Genomic DNA, 24,972 nt, shown 5'->3' on the forward strand with positions numbered 1-24,972 from the left:
GTTCTGGATTATTGATTATTTTGAGTTTGAATGTTTGTTTGTGTTGCGCCAACGCTGCTTTCTCCAACTCCGTCATCATCGTTGTCTTCATCTTCATCTTTAATACGCGGTCTTCTGCCGGGTGGCTTTTGTGTTAATGAGCCTTTGTTTTTTGCAGCTATCATTTTTTGGATGATCCTTGCTTCATCAGCCTTCATTGTTTTCTGATTTTCAGCATCTTTTTCTATATCCCAATAAGGAATACCATCCACATAAGTTTTTTCGGCAACAGCGTAAATAGAAAGCGGATCGGTTGACCAAAGTACCAAATCAGCATCTTTACCCACTTTTATACTGCCTACCCGCTTATCAATGTGTAGCATTTTGGCAGGATTAAGGGTAACAAATTTAAATGCTTCTTCTTCGCTTACGTGTCCATAAGCAACTGCCTTGCCTGCTTCTTGATTAAGCCTGCGGGCCATTTCCTCATCATCTGAGTTAAAAGCTACTACTATTCCTTCTTCATGCATGATTGCACCGTTGTAGGGGATTGCCTCGGCAACTTCGTTTTTGTAGGCCCACCAATCAGAGAAGGTTGAACCTGCAATATTACGGGCCTTCATTTTATCGGCAACTTTATACCCTTCCAAAATGTGGGTAAAAGTATTGATTCTGAAGCCCATTGAATCTGCAACGTGCATCAGCATATTCAATTCAGATTGTACATAAGAGTGACAGGTTATGAAACGTTTGTTATCCAAAATCTCAACTATGGCATCTAGTTCAAGATCACGGCGTACATTGTTGCTTTTTACTGCACGGGCAGTTTTGTATTCTTTAGCACGGGTAAATTCATCAACATAAACCTGTTCTACTCCCATACGGGTTTGAGGATAGCGCAGCGTTACGCCAAATGGCTGATTGTTATTACTGCCCTTAACATTTTCTCCTAATGCAAATTTGATAAAGCCATCAGACCCTTCAAATTTCATATCATCAGCCAATACTCCCCAGCGGTGTTTAATCAATTGTGTTTGACCGCCAATAGGGTTTGCAGAGCCATGAAGAATGTGGGATGTTGTAACCCCACCAGCAAGTTGCCTATAAATATTAATATCTTCCGGATTTAATACATCAGCAATCCTTACTTCCGCGGTAACAGCCTGGGTGCCTTCATTTATACCTCCTTCGGCTGCAATATGGGAGTGTTCATCAACAATACCTGGCGATAAGTGCTTGCCAGTAGCGTCAATAACTTTTGCTTTTCCGGCGGCAAGATTAGTGCCTACTGCTTTTATCTTTCCGTTTTCAATTAAAACATCTGCATTTTTTAGAATACCTTCTTTTTCATTGGTCCAAACAGTGGCATTTTTAAATAAAACGGTTTCAGCCTTCGGTAATTCGGTATAACCATACGCGCCGAAAGGATAAATAACGGAGCCATTGGTAATTGTTGGTTTAGGAGCTTCATGTGCTGTTTGCGGACCTGCAGCACTGATGTAGGTGGCTGTCCAGGTGATGTCAGTACCATCAGGCATTTTACCGTTTCCATGAAAGGTAAGCGGCGATATTGCCGTAATATATCCTGTTAAACGTACATTGCTGCCTGGTTTATTTTTTGTCTCGAAGAAAATACTCACGATGTCACCGCTACGGTTAATTGTACCTTTGGTACGAACACTGTCATCGCTTCGCTCAACACTTAGGTCATATGAACCAGGTGTTCCGCTGATTTTAAGTGTTAATCCCTGCAATACATCGCTTGCTAAAGTATAGTTGCCGCGCAAATCTGTAACATCAAGTTTAGTTACTACGTATTTGCGACCTTCTATCCAATTTTCATAAATAACATTATCTTTTTTAAATAGTTCATTAGAAGTAATGATGAAATTGGCCATCTTGCCTTTCTCCAGTGTTCCCACCTTGTCTGCTATGCCCAGCATTGTAGCCGGGACAATGGTCAATGAATTTAAGGCTTGTTTCTCGCTGAGCCCATTATCAATTGCTGTGCGCAGGTTATTCCAAAAATCTGTAGGTTTTTGCAACCCAAATGAAGTTATGGCAAAATTGATCCCGGCTTTTTCTAATGTAGCCGGATTAGTAGGAGCCAGTTCCCAATTTTTCAACTGGGTATAGCTTATATTGCGTGCATCCAAAGGATCTTCTACATCGTATGGATCAGGAAATGTAAGCGGAATAATGAAACTGCTGCCGGTAGCCTTCATTGCATCTATGCGCCGGTATTCGTTTCCGTCAGTTTTAAAAATATATTGTTTGCCAAATTCCTTTGCTATTTTATTGGCACGCATTACATTCAGTGCATCGGTAGTTTCAAAAATTTGTGGAATATCCTGTGTATGATTAAAAGCATCTAACGAAATATTGTATTCTGCTGTTTGGGTTTTATACCATTGTGCATCATAATAGGTTTGGCGGAGCAATGCAATACTACCCATCAGTGATGAAGGGTAATTAGTTGCGGCAGTGCCTTTGCTAAATGAATAGTTTGCCGCCGCCTGGTCGTTTAGCATCACCTGGTTATCACGTTCATCGCCAAGGCTAACAGCTACTGATGTGCCTCGGGCAATGCCATCATGTATTAAGGATTGTACAACGCCGAAGCCATTTTTCTTATAATCTTCGGCAGCAGTTGCGTTGGCATGAAATACCGCTTTTGCACTCATCTCTGGTTTGATGGATTCATTCCATCCATAGGCACCCTGTTTGGTTGAAGTATAAACCGGTACTCGACCAAAACTTACTTGTTGAAAAGCTGCACGTGGTGCTTCGGGCATGCCATAAGTAGTATAGGCATCAATAAGACCGGGGTAAATGTATTTACCTTTTAAGTCGATGACTACATAGCCAGCCGGTACTTTAACAGCAGGGCCTACTTCTTCAATCTTCCTGTCTTTAATTAGTAAGGTACCATTGGTGATAGTTTGGTTGGCGCTTACCACAATGTTGGCATTGGTGAAAGCGTACAGTCCCGGTCGGATATCCCACGGGCCATTAACGGGGAATGTTTCCTGTGCCAAAACAAATTGGGTTAAGAAAACAATACAACAAATAAGGTATAGTTTTTTCATTTTCAGTAATAGTTATTGCTAATATATTAAATAAACGAATACTTTTTTTTCCTCTGGAGGGTGAGAAGGCTTACATTTTCGCCAGATGATATAATAAACGGGGAATTTGTGTTCTTGTCACAAAAAAATCACAAACCAGACACTGATTTCTATGATTATTTAAGTGGGATTTAGAGATTACCCTTTTTCTTTTAAATTATTCGCTTTCTTCTTCAAGGCGTTCTTCTTCCAAATCAAGCCGGTTTTCAATTATACGGATCACATCATCATCATAACCATTCTTTCTTCTGAAGGCATGCAATTCCCGTCGCTCATGTTCAATGATCTCAATCATTACTTTCTTAAACCTGCCAATTAAGTTTCCTGGCTTTGCATCCATGAGTAGCTTCACCTTAAAATCATATAGCTCGTGTTTGTTTTTTAGCAGTGCATTATCCGTAATATCGGCAGGATATGTTTCCCTTAACTTTTTGAGTGCCGAGTTATACAATTGCAGTTCAATTTCTAAAATTTGCTGTTCATCGGTTTTTGCGGGAATAAATTGTGGTTTTATTTTCTTGATCAACCACGGTAATAACAGCCCTTGCCCTACAAGAGTAATAATGATAACCACAAAGGTGATGAACAAAATCATATCCCTGTTAGGAAATGACCGGCCTCCGGGCAGTAGCAAAGGTATGGATAGTGCAGAGGCCAGTGATACTACACCACGCATTCCCATAAAGCTGCTGATTAACGGATTTCGCCAGCCGGGCCTTCTTTGAGCAACGGTTATGAAACGGCCAATAAACCTCGTAAACACAGATGAAAAAAGCCCTGAAAATAGCCTTACAAAAATCACTACCAGTGATATTAATGAGGCAACCATTAATGACTCAGTTAATGCTCCATCTTTAACACTATGAATAATTTCAGGTAATTGTAGCCCTATCAGAAAAAACACTACCGCATTTAGTATAAAAACCAATGCCGACCAGATGGCATTTGATTTAAGACGACTGGAATGAGAAAATACAAAATGATTTTGGTAGGCGATAAATAAGCCTCCGCTAACCACGGCCAGTACACCCGATGAGTGTAATGCCTCGGCAGTCAGGTAAATGAGATAAGGTAATACGATAGATAAAGTAATATTGAGGTTTGCAGTAGTTGGAAGCCAGCGAAAAATGGCATAAAAAATGAAACCAATAACCACGCCAATTATAATGCCTGATATAACCACCATTATAAAACCGAAAGCCGCCTCGTGCCATACAAAATGGTTACTGATAATTGCCAATAACGCAAAGCGGAAAATGGTTAAACTGGTTGCATCATTAAGCAAGCTTTCACCTTCAAGAATGGAAGCCAGTGCCTTTGGGATTTTTACAAATTTCAAAATGGCTGATGCTGCAGCGGTATCGGGCGGTGAAATGATAGCGCCTAATAAAAAGCCCTGTGCCAGCGTAAATCCTGGGATAAGATAATAGCTCACTAAGGCTACGGAAGTAGCTGTTAATAACACATACCCCAGGGCCATTACGCTTATAATACGGCGCCAGTACCATAACGCTTTCCATGAAGTGTTTTGTGCTGCGTCATACAAAATAGGGGGTAATATGATAAGAAAAACCAGATCGGGGTTGATATGTGTATTGGGGATGCCAGGAATAAAACCTGCTATTAAGCCAGCGATTACTAAGAATATTGGATAGGCAATTTTAAGCCTTTGTGCAAGCAGTACCAGAAACGAAACGCTTAGTACTAACCCTAAGCAAAGGAGTAATATTTCATGCATGTTTAAAATTGCAGTTTTGATTTTAAAATTGCAAGGCTAATGGTCATTACTAATTTGTAGTATTAACAATAAAGTTTTAGAGGTTAAATTTTATTTGCCTATGTATTAAATTAGTTACAATGTTCTAATATGATAAAAAGCATGACTTTCGAAACAAAAAATACGTTAAAGGAAAAAAAGTTAATTGCTAATTTTATTGTAAATTTTTCTGAAACAAAAATTATATTTAATTGTAGTTGTACAAGTTTTTAAATTTAACCCCTGTTTTTTATCCTAAATTATTTATCCGATGAAAGATGATATTTTGGAAGCGCTCTTAGAGCCCGTAACGTTTTCCACCCCAACTGATAATGAATCCCTTGATTTGAAAGAGTTGTTACGCGTGTTGTCATTGGTTAAAAACGGAAAGTTAAGCACCCGGATGCCGGTTACTCAAGCAGGAATTAACGGAAGGATTTGTGAAGTACTGAATGATATCATTGACATGAATGAGCGTTTAGTGGCAGAAATTTCGTCCGCAGAAAAAATTATAGGTAAAAAGGGCAACTTGTCAAAAAGAATTGAATTATTAGATGCACGAGGGGATTGGGCAGGTGGAGTAACATCGTTAAATAATTTAATATCTGATTTAACATCTCCAACACTTGAAATTGCAGGGATGATTAATTCGGTAGCCAATGGCGATTTGTCCAAACATATTCCGCTTGAAATTAGCGGACATCCGTTAAAGGGCGAATTTTTGCGTATTGCAAAAGAATCCAACCAGATGCTTTCCAAGCTTCAATTATTTTCGATGGAAGTAACACGGGTAGCCAGACAGGTGGGTTCTGAAGGGAAATTGGGTGAACAAGCGCGTATAAAAGGCGTTGCAGGTGTATGGGCAGAGTTAACAGATTCGGTAAACCAAATGGCAGGTAACCTTACAGCCCAGGTGCGAAATGTAGCAGCGGTGACCACCGCGGTTGCAAAAGGTGACCTTTCCCGGAAAATTACGGTAGAAGCCAAAGGGGAAATACTCGAATTAAAAAATACCATCAATACAATGGTGGATCAGCTGAATTCATTTTCATCAGAAGTAACGCGTGTGGCGCTCGAAGTGGGTACGGAAGGAAAGCTGGGCGGGCAGGCAAAAGTACCCGGTGTTGCAGGTACATGGAAGGATTTAACAGATTCGGTAAACCGTATGGCGGGTAACCTTACCTCGCAGGTGAGAAATATAGCCGGTGTAACAACAGCAGTAGCAAATGGTGACCTTTCCAAAAAAATTACAGTAGACGTAAAAGGGGAGATGCTGGAATTGAAAAAGACCATCAATACAATGGTGGATCAGCTGAACTCTTTTGCATCAGAAGTAACGCGTGTGGCACTTGAAGTAGGTACAGAAGGTAAATTAGGAGGCCAGGCCAGGGTAAAAGGAGTAGGTGGGGTATGGAAAGATCTGACAGATTCTGTAAATCAGATGGGTAGTAACCTTACCGATCAGGTACGAAATATAGCCTGGGTTACCACTGCAGTAGCAAAAGGAGATTTATCAAGAAAGATTACAGTAGATGCCAAGGGCGAGCTTTTGGAGCTGAAAAATACGATCAATACGATGGTGGATCAGCTAAACTCTTTCTCATTTGAGGTTACACGTGTGGCTCGTGAGGTGGGTTCAGAAGGGCAGTTGGGTGGCCAGGCTAATGTGCCGGGTGTAGGTGGTACATGGAAAGATTTAACAGATTCGGTAAACCAAATGGCCGGTAACTTAACCGGACAGGTGCGTAACATAGCAGAAGTAACCACTGCGGTGGCAAAAGGTGATTTATCCAAAAAGATTACGGTTGACGTACAGGGAGAAATGCTTGAGCTTAAGATCACCATTAATACGATGGTGGATCAACTGAACTCCTTCGGATCGGAAGTAACACGTGTGGCCCGTGAGGTGGGCTCTGAAGGGCAATTAGGTGGTCAGGCGAACGTGCCAGGAGTAGGTGGTACCTGGAAAGATTTGACAGATTCTGTAAATAAAATGGCGGATAACCTTACCTCGCAGGTAAGAAATATTGCGGAGGTAACCACCGCGGTGGCAAAAGGTGACCTTTCGCGTAAAATTACAGTAAATGCAAAAGGTGAGTTATTGGAGCTGAAGGATACTATCAATACTATGGTGGATCAGCTCCGTGGCTTCGCATCAGAGGTAACGCGTGTGGCCCGTGAGGTGGGTTCAGAAGGGCAGTTGGGCGGTCAGGCTAACGTACCGGGTGTGGATGGTACCTGGAAAGATTTAACTGACTCGGTAAACAAGATGGCCGGTAACCTTACCGCACAATTGAGAAATATTGCTGATGTATCCATCGCGATAGCAAATGGAGACTTATCTAAAAAGATCACGGTAGACGTGCGGGGAGAGATTCTTCAGTTAAAGGAAACCATCAATACCATGGTGGATCAGCTTCGCGGATTTGCATCAGAAGTAACGCGAGTGGCCCGTGAGGTGGGTACCGACGGTAATCTTGGTGGACAGGCCTTTGTGCCGGGTGTTGCGGGTACCTGGAAAGATTTAACGGACTCGGTAAACCAGATGTCGAGTAACTTAACCTCACAGGTACGTAATATTGCCGAAGTAACCAAGGCGGTGGCTAGCGGTGACCTTTCCAAAACGGTAATCATCGACGTAAAGGGTGAAATTATGGATTTAAAGAACACCATTAACACAATGGTGGATCAGCTGAACTCCTTTGCATCAGAAGTAACGCGTGTGGCCCGTGAGGTGGGTACCGAAGGAAAATTGGGTGGCCAGGCGCATGTAAAAGGTGTGGGTGGTACCTGGAAGGATTTAACGGACTCGGTAAACCAGATGGCATCCAACTTAACCGGTCAGATCCGTGGTATTGCGAAGGTGGCAACCGGTATTGCTAAAGGGAACTTAAAACAGCGCCTATCTATCAATGCCTTGGGTGAAGTGGCGCAGCTTACAGATACCATTAATGAGATGATTGATACCCTGGCGGTATTCGCAGACGAAGTAACCACAGTTGCGCGTGAGGTGGGTGTACAGGGACGCTTGGGTGGGCAAGCAAGTGTGCCGGGTGCATCTGGAACCTGGAAAGACTTAACAGAGAACGTAAATCAGCTGGCACAGAATTTAACGGTGCAGGTGCGTTCTATCTCCGAAGTAGCATCCGCAGTAACCAAGGGTGACTTAACCCGGACTATCCGTGTGGATGCCAAGGGCGAGTTAGAGGCTTTGAAAGATACCATTAACCAGATGATTGCCAATTTGAAGGGTACTACCCTCAGAAATCATGAGCAGGATTGGTTAAAATCAAACCTTGCAAAATTTGCCCAGATGTTGCAGGGGCAAAGGGATAGAAATGCGGTGGCAAATAAAGTTCTTTCGGAATTGGCCGAATTGGTAAACGCCCGTTATGGTGCATTTTACATTTTGGAACAGCGGGAATTTGCAGATGAGCCTACGCTTAAACTATTTGCCGGCTATGCCCAAAAGAATCGTAAATTAATTAACCAGGAATTTGAATTAAGTGAAGGTTTGGTGGGGCAATGCGCAAAGGATAAAGAGCGGATCCGTTTATCGAATGTTCCGGCAGAGTATCTTCAGATAAGTTCCGGTATTGGCAGCGCTGCGCCTATTGACCTGGTTATTTTGCCGGTGTTATTTGAAAACAATGTAAAAGCGGTAATTGAGCTTGCTTCATTTGATAATTTTAGCGACACACACATTGACTTTCTGGATCAGCTAACAGAAAGTATTGGTATTGTATTGAACAATATTGAAACCAATACCCGTACAGAGGAACTTCTGAAGCAATCACAATCACTTGCTGGTGAGTTATCTGCTCAACAGGAAGAACTAAGAAGGGCTAATGATGAGTTGCATGATAAAGGACGTTCATTAGAGGAAAAGGCTGAGCAGCTTACGCTAACATCTAAATATAAATCAGAGTTCCTGGCAAATATGTCGCACGAGTTAAGAACTCCGCTTAATAGCTTATTGATTCTGGCACAACAGCTTTTTGAAAACCCGGAAGGGAATTTGACCGAAAAACAGCGAATGTTTGCTAAAACAATTCATTCATGTGGGGATGACCTGATCCAGTTGATTAATGATATTCTTGATCTTTCGAAAATAGAATCGGGAGTGATTTTTGCAGATGTAATGCCTGTTAACTTTAAGGAGATTGCTTCGTTCGCTGAATCAACATTTAAACCGATATCAGAAGCCAAGAATCTTAAATTTGAGATAGACATTGAAGAAGGGCTGCCGGAAATGCTGGAGACCGACATGCAACGCTTAAACCAAATCTTAAAGAACCTTTTATCTAACGCATTTAAATTTACTGAAAAGGGCGGGGTACGGCTTGAAATATTCAGACCAAGTTTAAAACATGAAAATCCTTTAGCCAATGCTGAATCAGTGATTGCCTTTTCAATTATTGATACTGGTATAGGTATTTCAAAAAACACACAGGGAATAATATTTGAAGCATTTCAACAAGCAGAAGGTTCAACAAGCCGTAAATATGGGGGCACAGGTTTGGGCCTATCAATCAGTAAGGGTTTTGCAGAACTTTTGGGAGGTACAATAACTGTAGGCAGCGAATTAGGTAAAGGTAGTGTATTTACTTTATTCCTTCCATTAAAGTATAATGAGGGTACAAAATTAACTGTTAATAATCCGGTAAAAGAAAACCTTCCGGCCCAGCATTCCAGAACCAATTTGCTGGATACAACGGAGTTAATGATAGATGATGATCGTCATAATATCTCGGCCGAGGACAAGGTTTTACTGGTTATTGAAGATGACCTGAGGTTTACCAAAATAGTTGTTGATAAGGCACATGATTTTGGTTTGAAAGTACTGGTGGCTATTAGTTATTTAGAGATTTTTGAAAGCATCCAGAAATACGACCCGATAGCGATCACGCTGGATGTTAATATGCCCGAATCAAATGGCTGGAAAATAATTAAGCTGTTAAAAGCTGATATTAATTTCAGACATATCCCAATTCATATCATTTCAGGTGAAGACAGCAAGCTGATGGCAGTGAAGTTAGGTGCCAAAAGTTTTAATCTGAAACCGCTTTCTAATAATTCGCTGGATGACTTAATTTCTGGGATTGTTCATTTTAGTGAGCAAATAAAAAAGAAATTACTGATTATAGAAGATAATGAAAATGAACTGGAGTTGCTTACCAGGATGCTGGCTGGGGATGGGATTGAAGTATTATCTGCTAATACAGCTAAAAAAGGGTTAGCTCTATTAAAGAAAGAAGCATTTGATTGCATTATTTTGGATTTTGTTTTGCCTGATGCTAATGGGCTTGACCTGCTTAACCGGATAAATGCACTGAAGAAGCCCCAAACAACCATTATCTTGCATTCGGCCCGTGACTTTACACAAAACGAATTGATTTTATTAAAGCGGCTTAATCATAAAATTATAACTAAAACATCAACCTCACATGCCTATCTTTTAGAGGAAATATTGAACTTACTACATATTCATAAACGTTTTATAAGTGCAGAAAACTTGAATCTGATAGGAAGTATAAATACCAGTAGTGACGTTTTGGAAGGTAAAAAAGTGCTGGTTGTTGATGATGATGTGCGTAATTTATTTGCCTTAACTGCGGTATTTGAACGCTCAAATATAGAAGTGATAACTGCTGAAAGTGGTAGGGAAGCGCTTGAATTGCTAAATAGCGATAAAAAAATAGACATTGTATTAATGGATATCATGATGCCCGAAATGGACGGCTATGAAACTATCCAGATAATAAGGAAAGAGCCGAAACATAAATATTTGCCAATTATTGCGGTTACTGCAAAGGCAATGATTGGTGACCGTCAAAAATGTATATCTTCGGGTGCATCTGATTATATTACAAAACCGGTTAAAACGGATCAATTGCTGTCATTAATGCGGGTGTGGTTAATCAAATAAATATTGTCAAAAAATGATATCCAGGTTCAAAAATGGTTGCTGATATTCCTATTAAGATTTTGCTGGTTGACGATAACGAGAACAATCTTATGTCGATGGAACTGGTGTTGGAGAGTGATGATTACTCTTTTTTTAAGGCAACGTCAGGAAGGGAAGCATTGCGCATTTTATTAAAAGAAGAGGAATTTTCACTGATATTATTGGATGTTAAAATGCCAATAATGGATGGTTATGAAACTGCAGAGCTTATTTATGAAAGAGACAAGCTTAAAGGCATCCCTATCATTTTTATTACCGCTCATGACTATGAGGAAGAAGCCATGTTTAAAGGCTATAAGGCTGGTGCTGTTGATTTTATCAGAAAACCTTTTAAACCCGAGATATTAAGATCAAAAGTTGCTGTTTTTGTTGAACTGTACAAAAAAAACAGGCTTTTAAGGAAGCAGGAAGAAAGGCTTCAACTAATAAATAATGATCTGACACTATCCAACCAGGAACTGGAGCAACGGGTTTTAGAACGGACAATTGAGTTGGAGAATTTAAACAAAGAATTGACTGAGTTAAATTTATCCAAGGATAAATTCTTGTCTGTTATATCTCATGATTTAAGAAATCCTTTAACTTCATTGCTTATTTCATCCAACAACCTGTACACTAATTTAGAAAATATCGGTCCAAAAGAAATAACCATGTTTGCAGGCATTATTCATCGTACCTCCAATAAAATATTGGAACAGTTGAATGAGTTGGTTGAATGGGCAAAAAAGCAGCGCGAAAAAACAAATTTTAATCCGGAAAACTTTCAGCTGCTTAAGGGAATAAACCAATCTTTTGAATTGATAAGGCCAAATGCTGTGCAGAAATCCATCACTATTAAAACAGAAATTGATGAGGATATTTATATAAGTGCAGATCCGCCAATGTTCAGATCAATTATACAGAATTTGGTTACTAATTCTATAAAATTTACTCCTCATGGAGGGGTAATAAATTGTATGGCAAAATCTGTTGGTTCAATGATTGAAATTTGTATACAGGATCACGGTGTTGGGATGTCTGAGGAAACCAAGACCAATCTTTTGAGTAATAATACTTATGTGTCAGAAACAGGAACTGATAAAGAGCAGGGGAGTGGTTTAGGCTTATTTTTGGTTAAAGAATTTATAACCCAGCATGGCGGAGCGGTAACCATAGATAGTGAGCTTGGAAAAGGCACCTCGTTTTTCTTTACTATGCCCAGAGTGGAGACTTATATTACACATTAAGGTATAGGACTAACACCCCATAAAAAAACGGGATGGTCAAAGACCATCCCGTTTTTTTATGGGGTATAGAAAATTCTATTAATTCCCTGGTTCGTCTGAAGGAGTACCTACAATTTTATAAACCTTGTTGCCATTATTATCTGTAGTTATTTGATAATAATAATCATCAGGCGATACATAGAAAGTCTCACCATTGATTTTTATTTTCCTTGAATCTTGTGGTAACTCATTATACACATCCCCAATTTGCGGAGCTTGCTGAGGTGCTGCACTTACGTTATTTCCGTTTGGTTGTCCGTTAGCTCCATTACCTGTGTCTAAACGTCCGTCTTTACCGGCTATTACATAAGTGGTAGAACCATCATCTTTGGTTACGGGTTGATAATACACTCCATTCAATTCGTAATATTGCTGCCCGTCAATTGTGATTGGCTGAGCGTTATTTGGTAAAGTAGTTATTTCGGCGCCCAATGGTGGCTCAACTACAGTATACTGGCTATTGTTGTATTGGTAGTAGAAACCGTTACTGTAATAATATTGTGCGTCGCCCCAATAAAACGGATAATAGCCATAAGGTAAATAACCTATACTGAAGCCAAGTCGTGGCCAGTAAAGGCTTGCATAGAAGCCACCGCCCCAATAGAAACCACCACGACCTCCCCACCAGCCGCGTGCACCCCAGTAATGAGGTCCATAATAACCGCGGCCACCATAATAACCACGACCGCCATAATAACTGCGACCGCCATAATATCTTCCTCCGGCATAGTGGCCAGCATAGCCACCGTGTGCAACTACTCCTGTACGTACACCGACACCGCCACGAACACCAACTGCACCGCGAAAGCCATTAGTTACTGCAGCATGTCCGGCTGTGCCTCTAAATCCGCCATTGGTTCGCGGGGCAAATGAGCGTGATGGAGCTGCTGACATTGAACGGCCACCGCCGCTAAAGTGACCGCCGCCACCGCCAGAAAAATGACCTCCGCCACCGCCAGAATGACCTCCGCCACCACCGTGACCTCCACGCTGAGCGTTAGCAGGAATAACTAAAAACAGACACATTAGTCCGCTTAGTGATGTTAGAATTAAATATTTAAATGCCCTTTTCATGATTTGTAATTTATACAGCTTTTTAGCTTGTTATTTTATAGACTTAATAAATAGTCAACGGTTTAATGTTGCAAAATAATTATTTTAATATTTTTAATTGTGAAGTTATAGTCATTTAATTCAAATGAATTTATCGTATGGTTTCCTTGTAAAATAGCTTAAATTTATACCTTAGCGTCATCACAAATTGCAGTAAATACAACTAATATCTAACAAAAAATGATCATAAAAGACACTAATGCACTGAATCAGGTAGTTGAGTTTCATACTACTTTTAAACATCCGGTTATTGAAAAACCGGCTATTCCATCAAAAGAAAGATGCGAACTGAGGGTTTCTCTTTTGGCTGAAGAGTTAAAAGAACTACAGCAAGCCATTGATGATAATAACCTGGTTGAAATTGCCGATGCATTGTGCGATCTGCAATATGTACTTTCGGGCGCTATTTTAGAGTTTGGCCTTGGCGAAAAATTCAAAGAACTATTTGATGAGGTTCACCGCTCCAACATGAGTAAAGCATGTAAAACAGTTGAAGAAGCTAATCTCACTATCAATCATTACAAAAACACTGCCAATACAACATCATACCATAAGGAAATTGATGGCCTGTTCCTGGTTTATCGTACGGCGGATAATAAAACGTTAAAGTCTGTTAATTATTCTCCGGCAGATTTAGGCGGAATATTGGAGGCTTAATACCTCCAATATTTATAGTTATACCCTTAAAAATGTTTTCTTTTCGTATAAATATCTTAAAAATAGCCATTTAACCAGTACAAAGGTTGCGGCCATTATTACGGCGCCATAGGGTTGACCTGCCAGTTGCCCCAACCAACCAAATAAGCTGGTATTAGTATATGTCCATTTAATAAAATGACTTGAAATATAGATTAGTATAGAGTTCATACCAATCACTTTGAAAAAGAATGCCCATTTTTTGTATCCCAGAATGTCAATTATATAATAGAATAACGACATTAATAACAAACTGATCCCGCCCACATGGAGCACAAACGAACTTGACCATAAATTTTTATTGATAGGAAAATCAAGGTTCCAGATTTGAGCAAGTATTAAAAATATAACACCGGTAATAGCCAGCCATAATGCTTTACGTGTTGGCTCCATGTTTTTTCTTTTCAATATAGTACCCGCCCATATGCCCAGTAAACCAGTGCTGATTGCCGGGATAGTAGAAAAAAGCCCTTCCGGATCGTGCATGTTTATTTTGGTACCCGGGTAAGGAACGTATAATTTACCAGGTAAAATTGTTCGGTCAACATAAGAGGCAAAGTTGCCGGCGGGCGTAAGGTCGCCAGGATGGAAGCCAGGTGCAGAGCTGAACTTAAGTAACAAATAATATCCCACTATAAAAAAACAGAACCAAAAGATCTGCGCCCATTCTTTGGCATACAGGTAAATAATGTTGGCTATCATATAAGCAATACCAATACGACCTAATACGCTTGGGAATCGGATATCGGCAATCGGCTGTATTTTTAACCCGTTGTTAACAAAAAGGCCCAGGAGAATTAAAAAGATGGTTCTTTTAACAACTCTTAATAGCAGTTGTCCGCGGGTTTTTCCTTTTTCAAACTCACGGCCAACAGAGAATGGAGTTGAAACACCGGCCATAAACAAAAACAATGGGAAGATGGTATCATACGCATGAAACCCGTTCCAGTCGGGATGTGTAAATTGTAACGACAAGGTATTCCAGAATGCCGATTGGTGATTGGTTGCGGCAGCCATGGTATGAAAAATTTCTTCTGCTCCAATAATCCAGAACATGTCAAAGCCGCGTAGGGCATCGAGTGAGTATAACCGGGTTGGGGCAGAATCTAAATCATCAGTGGTTGGTGCTGTTTTTGTGGTTGAGGCCATAATAGTTTAAAAATCAGGTAATAATTATTGGAAAATTAAACTATTAAATTTTATTTTCAAAGCATCCGCCACTAAGTTTAATTATTAAAGGAGTTGGGTTGATATTCACGGTGTTCAAAAATGAACTGATAAACACCGTGAACTTTATATTAATTCGTGTCGATAACGGCCGGCAAAATGTATCGCTCCATCATTTGGTCAACCTGTGGATGGGCATATGGCGCACCATATGCCGTTGCTGTAATAACAATAACCAGAGGCTGATCTTTAAATACAAATATGGAATTACCCCCGTTGCCCGCACAATAAAAAGTTTCGTAAGCTTTATTCTTTACTACATATTTTTTATTCCAGAACAGGTAGCCATAATACTCTCCATTTCTGCCAGGGAGTGCTTTATATTTGGTAAACGTTTTTTCTATCCAAAACTTTGGGATTACTTGTTTGCTGTTCCATTTTCCATCATTTTTATAAAGCTGACCAAACTTGGCAAAATCCAATGCTTTTAACCTGATGCCACCAGCTGTATTTGGTACATGCTGCGGGGTATATTGCCATTTGTAATCCCTGATATTTAATGGCTTAAAAAGCTTTTCATCCGCATATTTGTCCAGCCCCCCGGGAACGGTTTTGTTTAAAATGTCGCCTAAAAGAATTACACCAGCAGTAAAATAATGCCATTCGTCTTTTGGCCGGGTTAAACTTACCGGAACGCTTAATGCAAATTTTACCCAGTTATCTGTTGGATACATATTTTCTTCATTGCCAGGCGAGGCATCTATATCATCATTACCGTCAAAAACAGAGCTCATAGTGAGCAGGTTTTTAATGCTTACTTCCTCTTTTAATGGCGAATAATGGTCGAATGATTTCAAATCATAAAACTCCTTCAATGTCTGATCTTCGCTTTTTAAGTAACCTTCACCCATGGCAATGCCGGTAATGGCTGATGCAAAAGATTTCCCAACCGAGCGTGGGTCGTGGAGTGTATCGCGTCCTTCGCCATTAAAATATTCTTCAACCAGCAGCTTACCATTTTTGATAACTACCACACTGCTGATGTTTTTAAATACGGCAGCGTCAATATAGGCCTTTAACTCTTTGATTTTATTGCTATCAAGCTTTTCTGTCGAAACAGGAAAACCATCATAAGCTTTAACCGGGTTAAGGTTGATTTTAGCAAGGTCGATCTTGGGTTTCCGGTTCACGGTTATATTTAGTTCGCCTTTGGCTATCAGGTTACCCACTTTAAGCGTTGCTAGTTGTACATAGGGCCGTATTTCCATTCGTAGCAGGTGCTTCCCTTCGGTTAAGGCGCTATCGCCTCCAAAATGCATAAATCTGCCCCAAAATGATTGCGTCCACAAGGTATTTTCTGCCTGGTAGTTTATTAAAGGTTTGCTAATTATGGTTTCAAAGTTTTTGATACTGCCATATGGTGCACCTGGATGCAGGTTACTGCTGTACACCAAATGATCATCAATAAATAAGGAAAATTGATAGCAGCCAATTTTTACCAATGAATCGGCATTTAATTCAGGAGCTAACTGATGCATGTAATTGGTGAGCGAGTTGCCCATAAAAACGGTAATAAACAGATTGCTTTTATTGGTAAGGGTATAGGCTGATAAGAAGTCTGTTTTCTTTAACTCAGCAGCAGTAATAGCTTTCTCCGTAAAAATGATCTGGCCAATATTGTTCTGGTGCAAGGCCGAGGTAATACCCTGTGTTTTAACAATATCATTTTGCTGTGCCGAAAGCTGCAGAGAACAAGTCATTAACAGCACTAAAAAGTAATAATGGCGCATAAATAGTTTTTTAAGTTTCATACCCAAAGCTAAAGTGAAATAAGGTCCCAAAATAGAACCATATTAACATCGGTTTTATAAAAGCCTTCGGTATTGTAAAGGTGATAGGTGCTGTAATGATTTAAATGAGCGGATAAAATGGCTTTGATCTGCAAAGCCACATTGAAAGGCTATTTCAGTTAGTGAAAGGTCGGCTTTGGGTAATAACGAAAGGGCCCGCTCAATCTTGAGGGCTCTCCTGTAATCCCCCAGTCTGCAGTTAAAATGTTTGTAAAAATCACGGGATAAATGAACAGGATGGATGTTCAGGGTTTTAGCTATATCAGTTAAACTTAGATCTTCAATCGTATCGTTCAATAATTCCCTGATCTGATCAACCCATTTGGGCTTTTTCTTGTCGCCTGTTACCTGAATGTTATTCATCAAGCTAAACAATTCAACCAAAAGCACATCAATAGCCAAAGCTCCATTATGCTGATCGAGTTTGCTTTCCCTGAATAAGTTGTACATCAGCATTTTTGCATGCGGATCTGCAAAGTTAATGCTCCCCTGTATGCCTGCATTGCTTATTTCGTATTTGCATAACCAATCCTTCTCCAGCTCAATATGAAAGCCACGGGTGAAGCCATTGGGCTTAATGTTATAATGTGATTCCTGCCAGTTATGAAATAATAAACTACCGGCATCACAATGATAAGTTTCTTTTTTATTGCCTTCAACTACGCGGCCTTCAAGAATAAAAGTGAAATATGCATTTTCATGATAATGCCAGTCAACCTTTTCGTGGGTATATTCTGTATCGGTTAAGGTTAAACCATCAAGCCTGATGGTCTCATTTGTAATGCCATAAAACTGACCGGTTTTTAAATTATTCATTCAGGTATGCATATAACATACTTGTTGACTTTAGGATTGGGGAAATGTTACAGAATTAACTAATTAAATCCGTGTCGTTTTGTATCCCCGCAGGAGGGTCTTAAGGATTTCTGCGGGGACAATATTTAATTATTAAGGCAAATCAATCACAAATGTAATTGACCCACTCAGGGAGAAAGTAACATTATTAAACGTTACATCCGACCCAACCTGTGATGTAAAGCCTGTTACCATTACAGTAGCCGTATTGGCTCCACTTATTTCAACATTATAAGTACCTACGGGTATAGAATATGGCCCGGAGCTGTATCCTGTAGGTACGCTAATTACTGTTACAGGATGCCCGTATTGCCAAAAAATGATAGAATAGGGTACCGGATTGCTATTATAGAAATAGCCTGTGGCATTGGTAATGTTTAGCTTTACGTTTTTAGAATTAGCGCGTTTTGCAGGTGCAGCATTTACTGCTTTTGGAGCTGGCGCAAAACTGGTTTGACTTAAAAGGCATAGCAAAGCCAGTCCGCAGAGGATTAGGTTCTTTTTCATAATGGTTATTGGTTAATTATTTAGTATAGATTAAAATTAATTATTTAAAATAAATAAACAAATGGTATTAATCTTTTCTTGTTTAATTATAATAAAAGTTAATAATTTAAATTAATTTGATCAAACCCATTAGCATTTTTGCTGTTTTTAGATTAATGGATCTTCTGATTAAAAAACTCGAAAAAATAGGACGTGATCCTAAAACTACCGCTAAAGTAATAGGTTTGCGTTACGTGGCAGATACCGTGCCCGGGTACACCCGGAAAAAGTCAGGTAAAGGATGGAGTTATTATGATACCGATAACAAGCTGGTTAAAGATAAAGCGTTAATTAGTCGTTTTAATTATCTGGTGATACCACCAGCTTACACCCATGTATGGATCTCACCATTTGAAAACGGGCATTTGCAATTTACCGGCAAAGATGCTGCCGGCCGCAAACAATACCGCTATCATCCCGCATGGAACAAAATTCGTAATCAATCCAAATACTATCGCTTGCAGGCATTTGCGGCTTACCTTCCGGCAATCAGGAAACAGGTTGATAAAGATCTTAGTAGAAAGGAGCTCGATCATGATAAAATTGTTGCCCTGGTAATCAGGCTAATGGAGCTTACCAGCATCAGGATAGGGAATGAGGCCTATAAGAAACTCTATGGATCATTTGGTTTAACCACTTTAATGAACAAGCATGTTAAAATTGAAGGCTCTGCTATTAATTTTGAATTTAAGGGTAAAAAAGGAGTTTATCATAAAATAGCATTACACAGCATTAAACTGGCCCGACTGGTAAAACAGTGCCGCGATTTACCAGGAAAGGAACTTTTTCAATATTATAATGATGATGGAAGCCGTTGTAATATAGGATCAGAAGATGTAAATAATTATTTAAAGGAAATTACGGGTGAGGATTTTACCGCAAAAGATTTCCGTACCTGGGCAGGCAGTGTAAACGCCCTATATGCTTTTAAACATGCGGGCGAATTTGAAACCGTTGTCGAATGTCGTAAAAAGATTATAAACGTGCTTGATGAAGTGGCTTTAAATTTGGGTAATACGCGTACCGTTTGCAAAAAGTATTACGTGCACCCAACCGTAATAAAAAGCTATGAAGATGGTGCATTGTTTAAATATATTAGTCAAATAGATGACGATAAAAACACCAATTCGGCTGATTTGAACACTGCCGAAAAAGCATTATTGCTCATATTGGAAAAGGAAAAGCTGGCCGAAGCGAGTTAGTAACATTATTTTTTGTGTAACTGAAAAATTACCTCCTTAGGTTATAGGAAGATTCAAGCTAATCATTTAATTTAGGTGACTTAAATATGACAATATGCTGATCAACCGAAAAGTCTTAGCTACCCTGGGTTTGGCTGCTGTAGTAACAGTGGTTTCATTAACCTCTATGGCCCCCGAGAAAGAGGGATTTAAAAATCTGAAAGTACTACCCAAAAACATTACAGACAAGCAATTGGACCATGTTATGGATGAATGGGCACATTCATTAGGCGTACGTTGCGGCTTTTGCCATGTACGTGATGAAGCTGCCAAAAAGATGGATTTTGCCAGCGATGCTAAGCCTGAAAAAGAAATGGCTCGTAAAATGTTCAAGATGATGAACAAAATCAACGAAAAATATTTTGAAGCTAAAAAAGATTCCTTAGGAATGATAGCTGAATCTGGAGTAAATTGCTACTCTTGTCACCGAGGTGAATCACATCCTGAAGTTAAAATGCCCGAAATACACAGAGGTCCGGGTGGGCCGCCACCTGCTCCAGCAGCTCCCGGAACAACGCCTCCTCCGCCGCCACCTGCTCCTCCGGGAAATAATAATTAATAGCATAAAAAAACACCCTTTAGCATTATGCTAAGGGGTGTCTTGTTTTAGAGGATTGCTGTTTATAATATAAAATAAACTAAGCAGCAAAACATAGTTTAAAACAATACTTACTTTTCAGCTCTCTTTATATATTTTTTATAAAGATATTCAGCGTAGCCCACACTAACATAATCCGGGAATTTCCAATTAGGCCAGTAGGTTCTTTTCAGGTATTTAAGATAACTGAAAAATAACACTCCGAGGAATAAGATTACAGAAAAACATAATAAAACTTTTACAAGAAAAATGATAGCATCCATTTTATGATAAGTTTGTTTTTTTAATTGTACGGGTTATTTAGTCATTGGGTTACAGTACATTGGTGAATGTTTGTAACTTTTAAGCCAATAATAAATTAGACTTGTATACTTTGGTTAACAGATAATCAAAATTCAATAAATCTGCTACCTTTGAGTTTATACTATGCAGAAAATTCTTGTTGCCAATCGTGGAGAAATTGCTTTAAGAGTAATGCGCTCTGCCCGCGAAATGGGTATTAAAACAGTCGCAGTTTATTCGGATGCCGACCGGGATGCATTACATGTTCGTTATGCGGATGAGTCTGTTCATATTGGCGAGGCACCATCAAATAAGTCATACTTAGTGGGTTCAAAAATAATTGATGCTTGCATCAAAACGGGGGCAGATGCTATACATCCGGGTTATGGCTTTTTAAGTGAAAACGCGGCTTTTGCCCGGCAAGTAAGAGAAGCCGGACTGATACTAATAGGTCCTTCGCCCGAAGCGATGGAGGTGATGGGTAATAAGCTTTCAGCCAAAGCTGCCGCCCTTAAATATAACATTCCTATGGTACCTGGTACCGAAGAGGCTATAACAGATGTTAATGAAGCTAAAAAACGTGCTGTAGAGGTTGGTTTTCCTATTCTGATTAAGGCAGCTGCAGGTGGTGGTGGCAAGGGCATGCGTATTGTTGAAAGTGAGCTTGTTTTTGAAGAACAAATGCAACTGGCCGTATCCGAAGCTGTTTCGGCTTTTGGGGATGGCTCAGTGTTTATTGAGCGGTATGTTTCATCACCAAGGCACATTGAAATACAGGTGTTAGGTGATACACATGGTAACATCCTGCATTTATTTGAGCGTGATTGTTCAGTGCAACGCCGGCATCAAAAGGTAGTAGAGGAAGCGCCGTCATCAGTTTTAACACCCCAGATAAGGGAGCAAATGGGCAAATGTGCGGTAGATGTGGCTCGTTCGGTTAATTATAGCGGAGCCGGTACGGTTGAGTTTATAATGGACGAAAATCTGAATTTCTATTTCCTTGAAATGAATACCCGCTTACAGGTAGAGCATCCGGTAACGGAATTGATAACAGGAATTGATTTGGTTAAAGAACAGATCAAAATAGCCAGAGGAGAAGCTATTAGCTTTAAACAGGATGGCTTACAGATAAATGGCCATGCAATTGAACTGAGGGTTTATGCTGAGGATCCTGATAATAACTTTTTGCCTGATATCGGTACACTTAAAACCTATATCACCCCAAAAGGGCCTGGTGTAAGGGTAGATGATGGTTTTGAACAGGGTATGGAAATCCCTATTTACTACGACCCGATGATTGCCAAGCTGGTAACCTACGGCAAAGACAGAACAGAAGCAATAGATAGAATGATTCGCGCTATTGATGAGTATAAAATAACCGGGATAACAACCACATTAGGTTTCGGTAAATTTGTAATGCAGCATGAAGCATTCGCTTCCGGAAATTTTGACACTCACTTTGTAAGCAAATATTTTACTCCTGGCAGTTTAAATAAGGGTAATGAGGAAGAGGCCTTAATCGCTGCTTTGGTTATGGAAACCTTGCTGAATGCCAAAGCCGTGGCAATAAATAACAACATACAAACCGAAGACTCCAATTGGGTTAAAAACAGGAGAGGATAGTTTTGGGTATTTAGTCAGGAATATTAAAGTCTTTAAGCCTAATACGATTTCATTATTTGGTCAACAAACGCAACCTGTGCTGCATTGATTTTTTGCTTAGCTGTTTCGAAATCAAACCAGGCCCCTTTATCAATTTCAGGGAATGATTGTTTTTTGCCTGATTTGGGCGGCCATTCTATCTCAAATTGATTACTTACTATATTATCGTGATTAATATCACCTTCTAACGCCCAGGCGTAAACCTTTTTGCCACTTTTTAGTATAACCGGATTTAACAGGATAAAATCACCGTCAATAGAGGAGCCGGTTTCTTCAAAAAACTCACGTTTGGCGGCATCAAGGGCCTTTTCATCATCTAAAAACTCACCCTTGGGGATAGACCATGTGCCCAGATCCTTATTCTTAAAGAACGGCCCTCCAGGATGCACCAGGAAAAACTGCAATTGATTATTAATTCTTCTGAATAGTAAGATTCCGGCACTTTGTTTGGACATGGGTAAGATTTAAAACTAAGTTAATAAAACTCAAAGCTATTATCATTAAATTTGATTTGAACACAAAAGTTTAACATTTGATATGATTGACAGCAAGTGGAAAAGTTTTAAGGTAACCGGCGATTATAATATTGACATCAGAAGCTTATATGAAGCGTGGGCAACTACGGAAGGTATTGAGAAATGGTTTTTACGGAAAGCAAATTATTACACCGTACCCTTACGCCTGCGCGAGGTGGATGAATTTATTTTAAAAGAGGATACTTACGAGTGGTATTGGTTTGGTTATGATGATGATATGGTAGAAAAGGGTCAGATACTGGAAGCTAACGGAACCGATTTTATAAAGTTTACTTTTTCTGGTGGTAGTACGGTAAGTATCAGTATTTATAGCCGTAATGGCGTTTCCATTGTTGAACTTTTACAGGAAAACATCCCATTGGAAAATGACCCCTCACAGAACCTTTTTGTACAATGCCAGATAGGGTGGACCTTTTACTTGGCCAACTTGAAATCGGTACTGGAAGGCGGTGTTGATCTCCGCAATAAAAAGCTGGAGGTAAGCAGCAATTTCAAATAGAATAAAAAGCTTTAGGCTGACAAAAAGCTAATGGCATTTAATTAGTTTTGCCAGCAAATACTCCATTTTAAGGAGACTTACGCAACATGTTTACAGGAATAATAGAAACTTTAGGAAAGATTACTTCTTTGGTTCACGATCAGGGAAATTTACATATCACAGTAGAATCATCTATCTCATCAGAGCTGAAAATTGACCAGTCTGTTGCCCACAATGGTGTTTGTTTAACGGTTATTGCACTGGCAGATGGTAAACACACCGTAACTGCTATTGAAGAAACGCTGAATAAAACCAGTCTGGGTCATTTAAAACATGGCGATTTGATTAACCTGGAACGCTGCATGCAAATGAATGCCCGCCTGGATGGCCACATTGTACAAGGGCACGTAGATCAAACGGCTATCTGTACCGCCTTTAAGGAATTAGATGGCAGCTGGGAATATACTTTTGAGTACGATGCCTCAAACGGCAATGTAACGGTTGAAAAAGGCTCTATCTGCGTAAACGGCATCAGTCTTACAGTTGTTAATTCAAAAATCAATAGTTTTTCGGTAGCTATAATTCCTTATACATTTGAACATACCAATCTGCAACATGTGCGCGAAGGTTCAACCGTAAACCTGGAGTTTGATATTATAGGAAAATACGTTGCGCGTTTAATGCAGCGTTAATGCGTTAGTTCAACCATTCGTCTTTTGGCATAAGCTACGTAGGACTGCTGCTCCTGTGGCGGATTACTTTTAAGGTACTTTCTATAGTTTTGTAAAGCCTGTTTCCTGTTTCTTAGTTCTGTATCATACATGTTTGCCAGTGCATAATATGTTATGGGCTTCACTCCGTATAATAAGCTTTTTTCATAGGCATTTACCGATTTCTTAAGCTGATGTATTTTATCATAAGAGTCGCCGATTTCACTGTAGTATGAACACGCATTAGGTGATACTGCTTCTTTAATGGCCTTATCAAAGTAAACTATGGCCATTTTTTGGTCTTTCAGCGCTTTATAACTCATCGCAGTATAATAGTATGACGTTTCGCTCGGTGTTTGATTTTGTTCCAGTATTTTAAAAGTATTAATGCTGTTAACATATTGATTAAGATGAAAATATGAAGTCCCCAACATATTTATTACCACACTGATCTGATCACCTGACTTTATAAGCTTATTGCATACTTCAACAGTTTCCGGGTACTGTTCCAGGCGGTATACAGTTTGCGCCTTTGCAAATAATAGCAATAGGTTTCCGGTATCAGCCTTAAGGGCAATGTCTACAACGGTATCGGCATTTTTATAAAATTTAAAGTTGAGGTAAAAGGTCGCCAGATCATAAGCCACGTCAGGTTCAACAGGGTTAATTTTGTTGGCTTGATGTAAGTACTTTATTGCACCAGGAATGTCCCCTGCATTTTGTGATAGAGTACCCATTTGTTTCAATACATTAAAGTTCGTACTGTCTTTAAGTAATATTTTTTTGTAGTAGCCAATAGCCTTAACATCGTTTCCGCGGCGGGCATTTATACTGCCAAGATTAAATAACGCAGCTATATTGGTGGTATCAGCATCATAAATACGCTGGTAATATCCATCAGCATCAGGGAGCCTTCCGGCCATCTGTGAAGCATATGCCAGACCTGATAATATTTTCACATCGCTTACGGGCTCGGGGTGTGTTTTCTTCAAATAATCTGCAGCTTCAGAAAATCGTTGCGTTTGATAATATTCAAGCAAAAGTGAGTCGGCAGCTTTAGTGTTTGGCTGGGCTATTAATAATTTAAACAAGGTTATCAGAATGGTAGTGAGTACACTTTTTTTCATTTAACTAATTTATTA

General features: G+C 39.6%; 17 protein-coding genes. 8 read left to right on the forward strand and 9 right to left on the reverse strand.

The window, feature by feature from the left end:
- Window positions 1-8: 8 nt before the first annotated feature.
- Window positions 9-3,068, reverse strand: coding sequence for an amidohydrolase family protein (locus JN11_RS09455; RefSeq protein ID WP_144911985.1), 3,060 nt, complete (start codon window positions 3,066-3,068; stop codon window positions 9-11).
- A 196-nt stretch (window positions 3,069-3,264) separates the two neighbouring features.
- Window positions 3,265-4,845, reverse strand: a complete 1,581-nt coding sequence (locus JN11_RS09460; protein ID WP_144911987.1) for a Na+/H+ antiporter — start codon at window positions 4,843-4,845, stop codon at window positions 3,265-3,267.
- 289 nt (window positions 4,846-5,134) lie between these two features.
- On the opposite strand from JN11_RS09460, the gene JN11_RS09465 reads away from it, so the two are divergent.
- Window positions 5,135-10,792, forward strand: a complete 5,658-nt coding sequence (locus JN11_RS09465) for a HAMP domain-containing protein (RefSeq protein ID WP_144911989.1) — start codon at window positions 5,135-5,137, stop codon at window positions 10,790-10,792.
- 32 nt (window positions 10,793-10,824) lie between these two features.
- Window positions 10,825-12,057, forward strand: a complete 1,233-nt coding sequence (locus JN11_RS09470) for a hybrid sensor histidine kinase/response regulator (RefSeq protein ID WP_144911991.1) — start codon at window positions 10,825-10,827, stop codon at window positions 12,055-12,057.
- A gap of 78 nt (window positions 12,058-12,135) precedes the next feature.
- Here JN11_RS09470 and JN11_RS09475 read toward each other — a convergent pair whose 3' ends face one another.
- Window positions 12,136-13,170 (reverse strand): DUF6515 family protein, encoded by a 1,035-nt coding sequence (locus JN11_RS09475; protein ID WP_144911993.1) that lies wholly within the window; start codon window positions 13,168-13,170, stop codon window positions 12,136-12,138.
- A gap of 219 nt (window positions 13,171-13,389) precedes the next feature.
- On the opposite strand from JN11_RS09475, the gene JN11_RS09480 reads away from it, so the two are divergent.
- A complete protein-coding gene (locus JN11_RS09480; RefSeq protein ID WP_211360714.1) occupies window positions 13,390-13,866 on the forward strand; it encodes a pyrophosphohydrolase domain-containing protein in 477 nt (158 codons plus the stop codon).
- 18 nt (window positions 13,867-13,884) lie between these two features.
- Here JN11_RS09480 and JN11_RS09485 read toward each other — a convergent pair whose 3' ends face one another.
- The 4 genes from JN11_RS09485 to JN11_RS09500 form a co-directional block, all read right to left on the reverse strand.
- A complete protein-coding gene (locus JN11_RS09485) occupies window positions 13,885-15,054 on the reverse strand; it encodes an acyltransferase family protein (RefSeq protein WP_144911995.1) in 1,170 nt (389 codons plus the stop codon).
- A 149-nt stretch (window positions 15,055-15,203) separates the two neighbouring features.
- Window positions 15,204-16,883, reverse strand: a complete 1,680-nt coding sequence (locus JN11_RS09490) for a serine hydrolase domain-containing protein (protein WP_246138978.1) — start codon at window positions 16,881-16,883, stop codon at window positions 15,204-15,206.
- Between the two features lie 54 nt (window positions 16,884-16,937).
- Entirely contained in the window at window positions 16,938-17,738 is an 801-nt protein-coding gene (locus tag JN11_RS09495) for an AraC family transcriptional regulator (RefSeq protein WP_144911997.1), read from the reverse strand.
- A 132-nt stretch (window positions 17,739-17,870) separates the two neighbouring features.
- Window positions 17,871-18,284, reverse strand: a complete 414-nt coding sequence (locus JN11_RS09500) for a hypothetical protein (protein WP_144911999.1) — start codon at window positions 18,282-18,284, stop codon at window positions 17,871-17,873.
- A gap of 155 nt (window positions 18,285-18,439) precedes the next feature.
- Here JN11_RS09500 and JN11_RS09505 point away from each other — a divergent pair, with 155 nt between their 5' ends.
- The 3 genes from JN11_RS09505 (at window position 18,440) to accC (ending at window position 22,067) form a co-directional block, all read left to right on the forward strand.
- Window positions 18,440-19,525, forward strand: coding sequence for a DNA topoisomerase IB (locus tag JN11_RS09505; protein WP_144912000.1), 1,086 nt, complete (start codon window positions 18,440-18,442; stop codon window positions 19,523-19,525).
- A 94-nt stretch (window positions 19,526-19,619) separates the two neighbouring features.
- Window positions 19,620-20,123: a c-type cytochrome gene (locus JN11_RS09510; RefSeq protein WP_144912002.1), complete on the forward strand. Its 504-nt coding sequence runs from the start codon at window positions 19,620-19,622 to the stop codon at window positions 20,121-20,123.
- 465 nt (window positions 20,124-20,588) lie between these two features.
- Window positions 20,589-22,067, forward strand: coding sequence for an acetyl-CoA carboxylase biotin carboxylase subunit (accC, locus tag JN11_RS09515; protein WP_144912004.1), 1,479 nt, complete (start codon window positions 20,589-20,591; stop codon window positions 22,065-22,067).
- Window positions 22,068-22,105: 38 nt separating this feature from the next.
- Here the strand turns inward: accC and JN11_RS09520 are convergent, their stop codons facing one another.
- The gene (locus JN11_RS09520; RefSeq protein WP_144912005.1) at window positions 22,106-22,561 is read right to left on the reverse strand and encodes an NUDIX domain-containing protein; all 456 of its coding nucleotides are present in this window, start codon (window positions 22,559-22,561) and stop codon (window positions 22,106-22,108) included.
- 82 nt (window positions 22,562-22,643) lie between these two features.
- On the opposite strand from JN11_RS09520, the gene JN11_RS09525 reads away from it, so the two are divergent.
- Both JN11_RS09525 and JN11_RS09530 read left to right on the forward strand, forming a co-directional pair.
- On the forward strand, window positions 22,644-23,141 hold the full coding sequence (locus tag JN11_RS09525) for an SRPBCC family protein (protein WP_144912007.1): 498 nt from the start codon (window positions 22,644-22,646) through the stop codon (window positions 23,139-23,141).
- 86 nt (window positions 23,142-23,227) lie between these two features.
- Entirely contained in the window at window positions 23,228-23,812 is a 585-nt protein-coding gene (locus JN11_RS09530) for a riboflavin synthase (RefSeq protein WP_144912009.1), read from the forward strand.
- Here the strand turns inward: JN11_RS09530 and JN11_RS09535 are convergent.
- Window positions 23,809-24,957, reverse strand: coding sequence for a tetratricopeptide repeat protein (locus JN11_RS09535; protein ID WP_144912010.1), 1,149 nt, complete (start codon window positions 24,955-24,957; stop codon window positions 23,809-23,811). The genes JN11_RS09530 and JN11_RS09535 overlap by 4 nt on opposite strands.
- Window positions 24,958-24,972 lie beyond the last annotated feature (15 nt).

This window comes from Mucilaginibacter frigoritolerans, assembly GCF_007830615.1.
GTDB classification, from domain to species: domain Bacteria; phylum Bacteroidota; class Bacteroidia; order Sphingobacteriales; family Sphingobacteriaceae; genus Mucilaginibacter; species Mucilaginibacter frigoritolerans.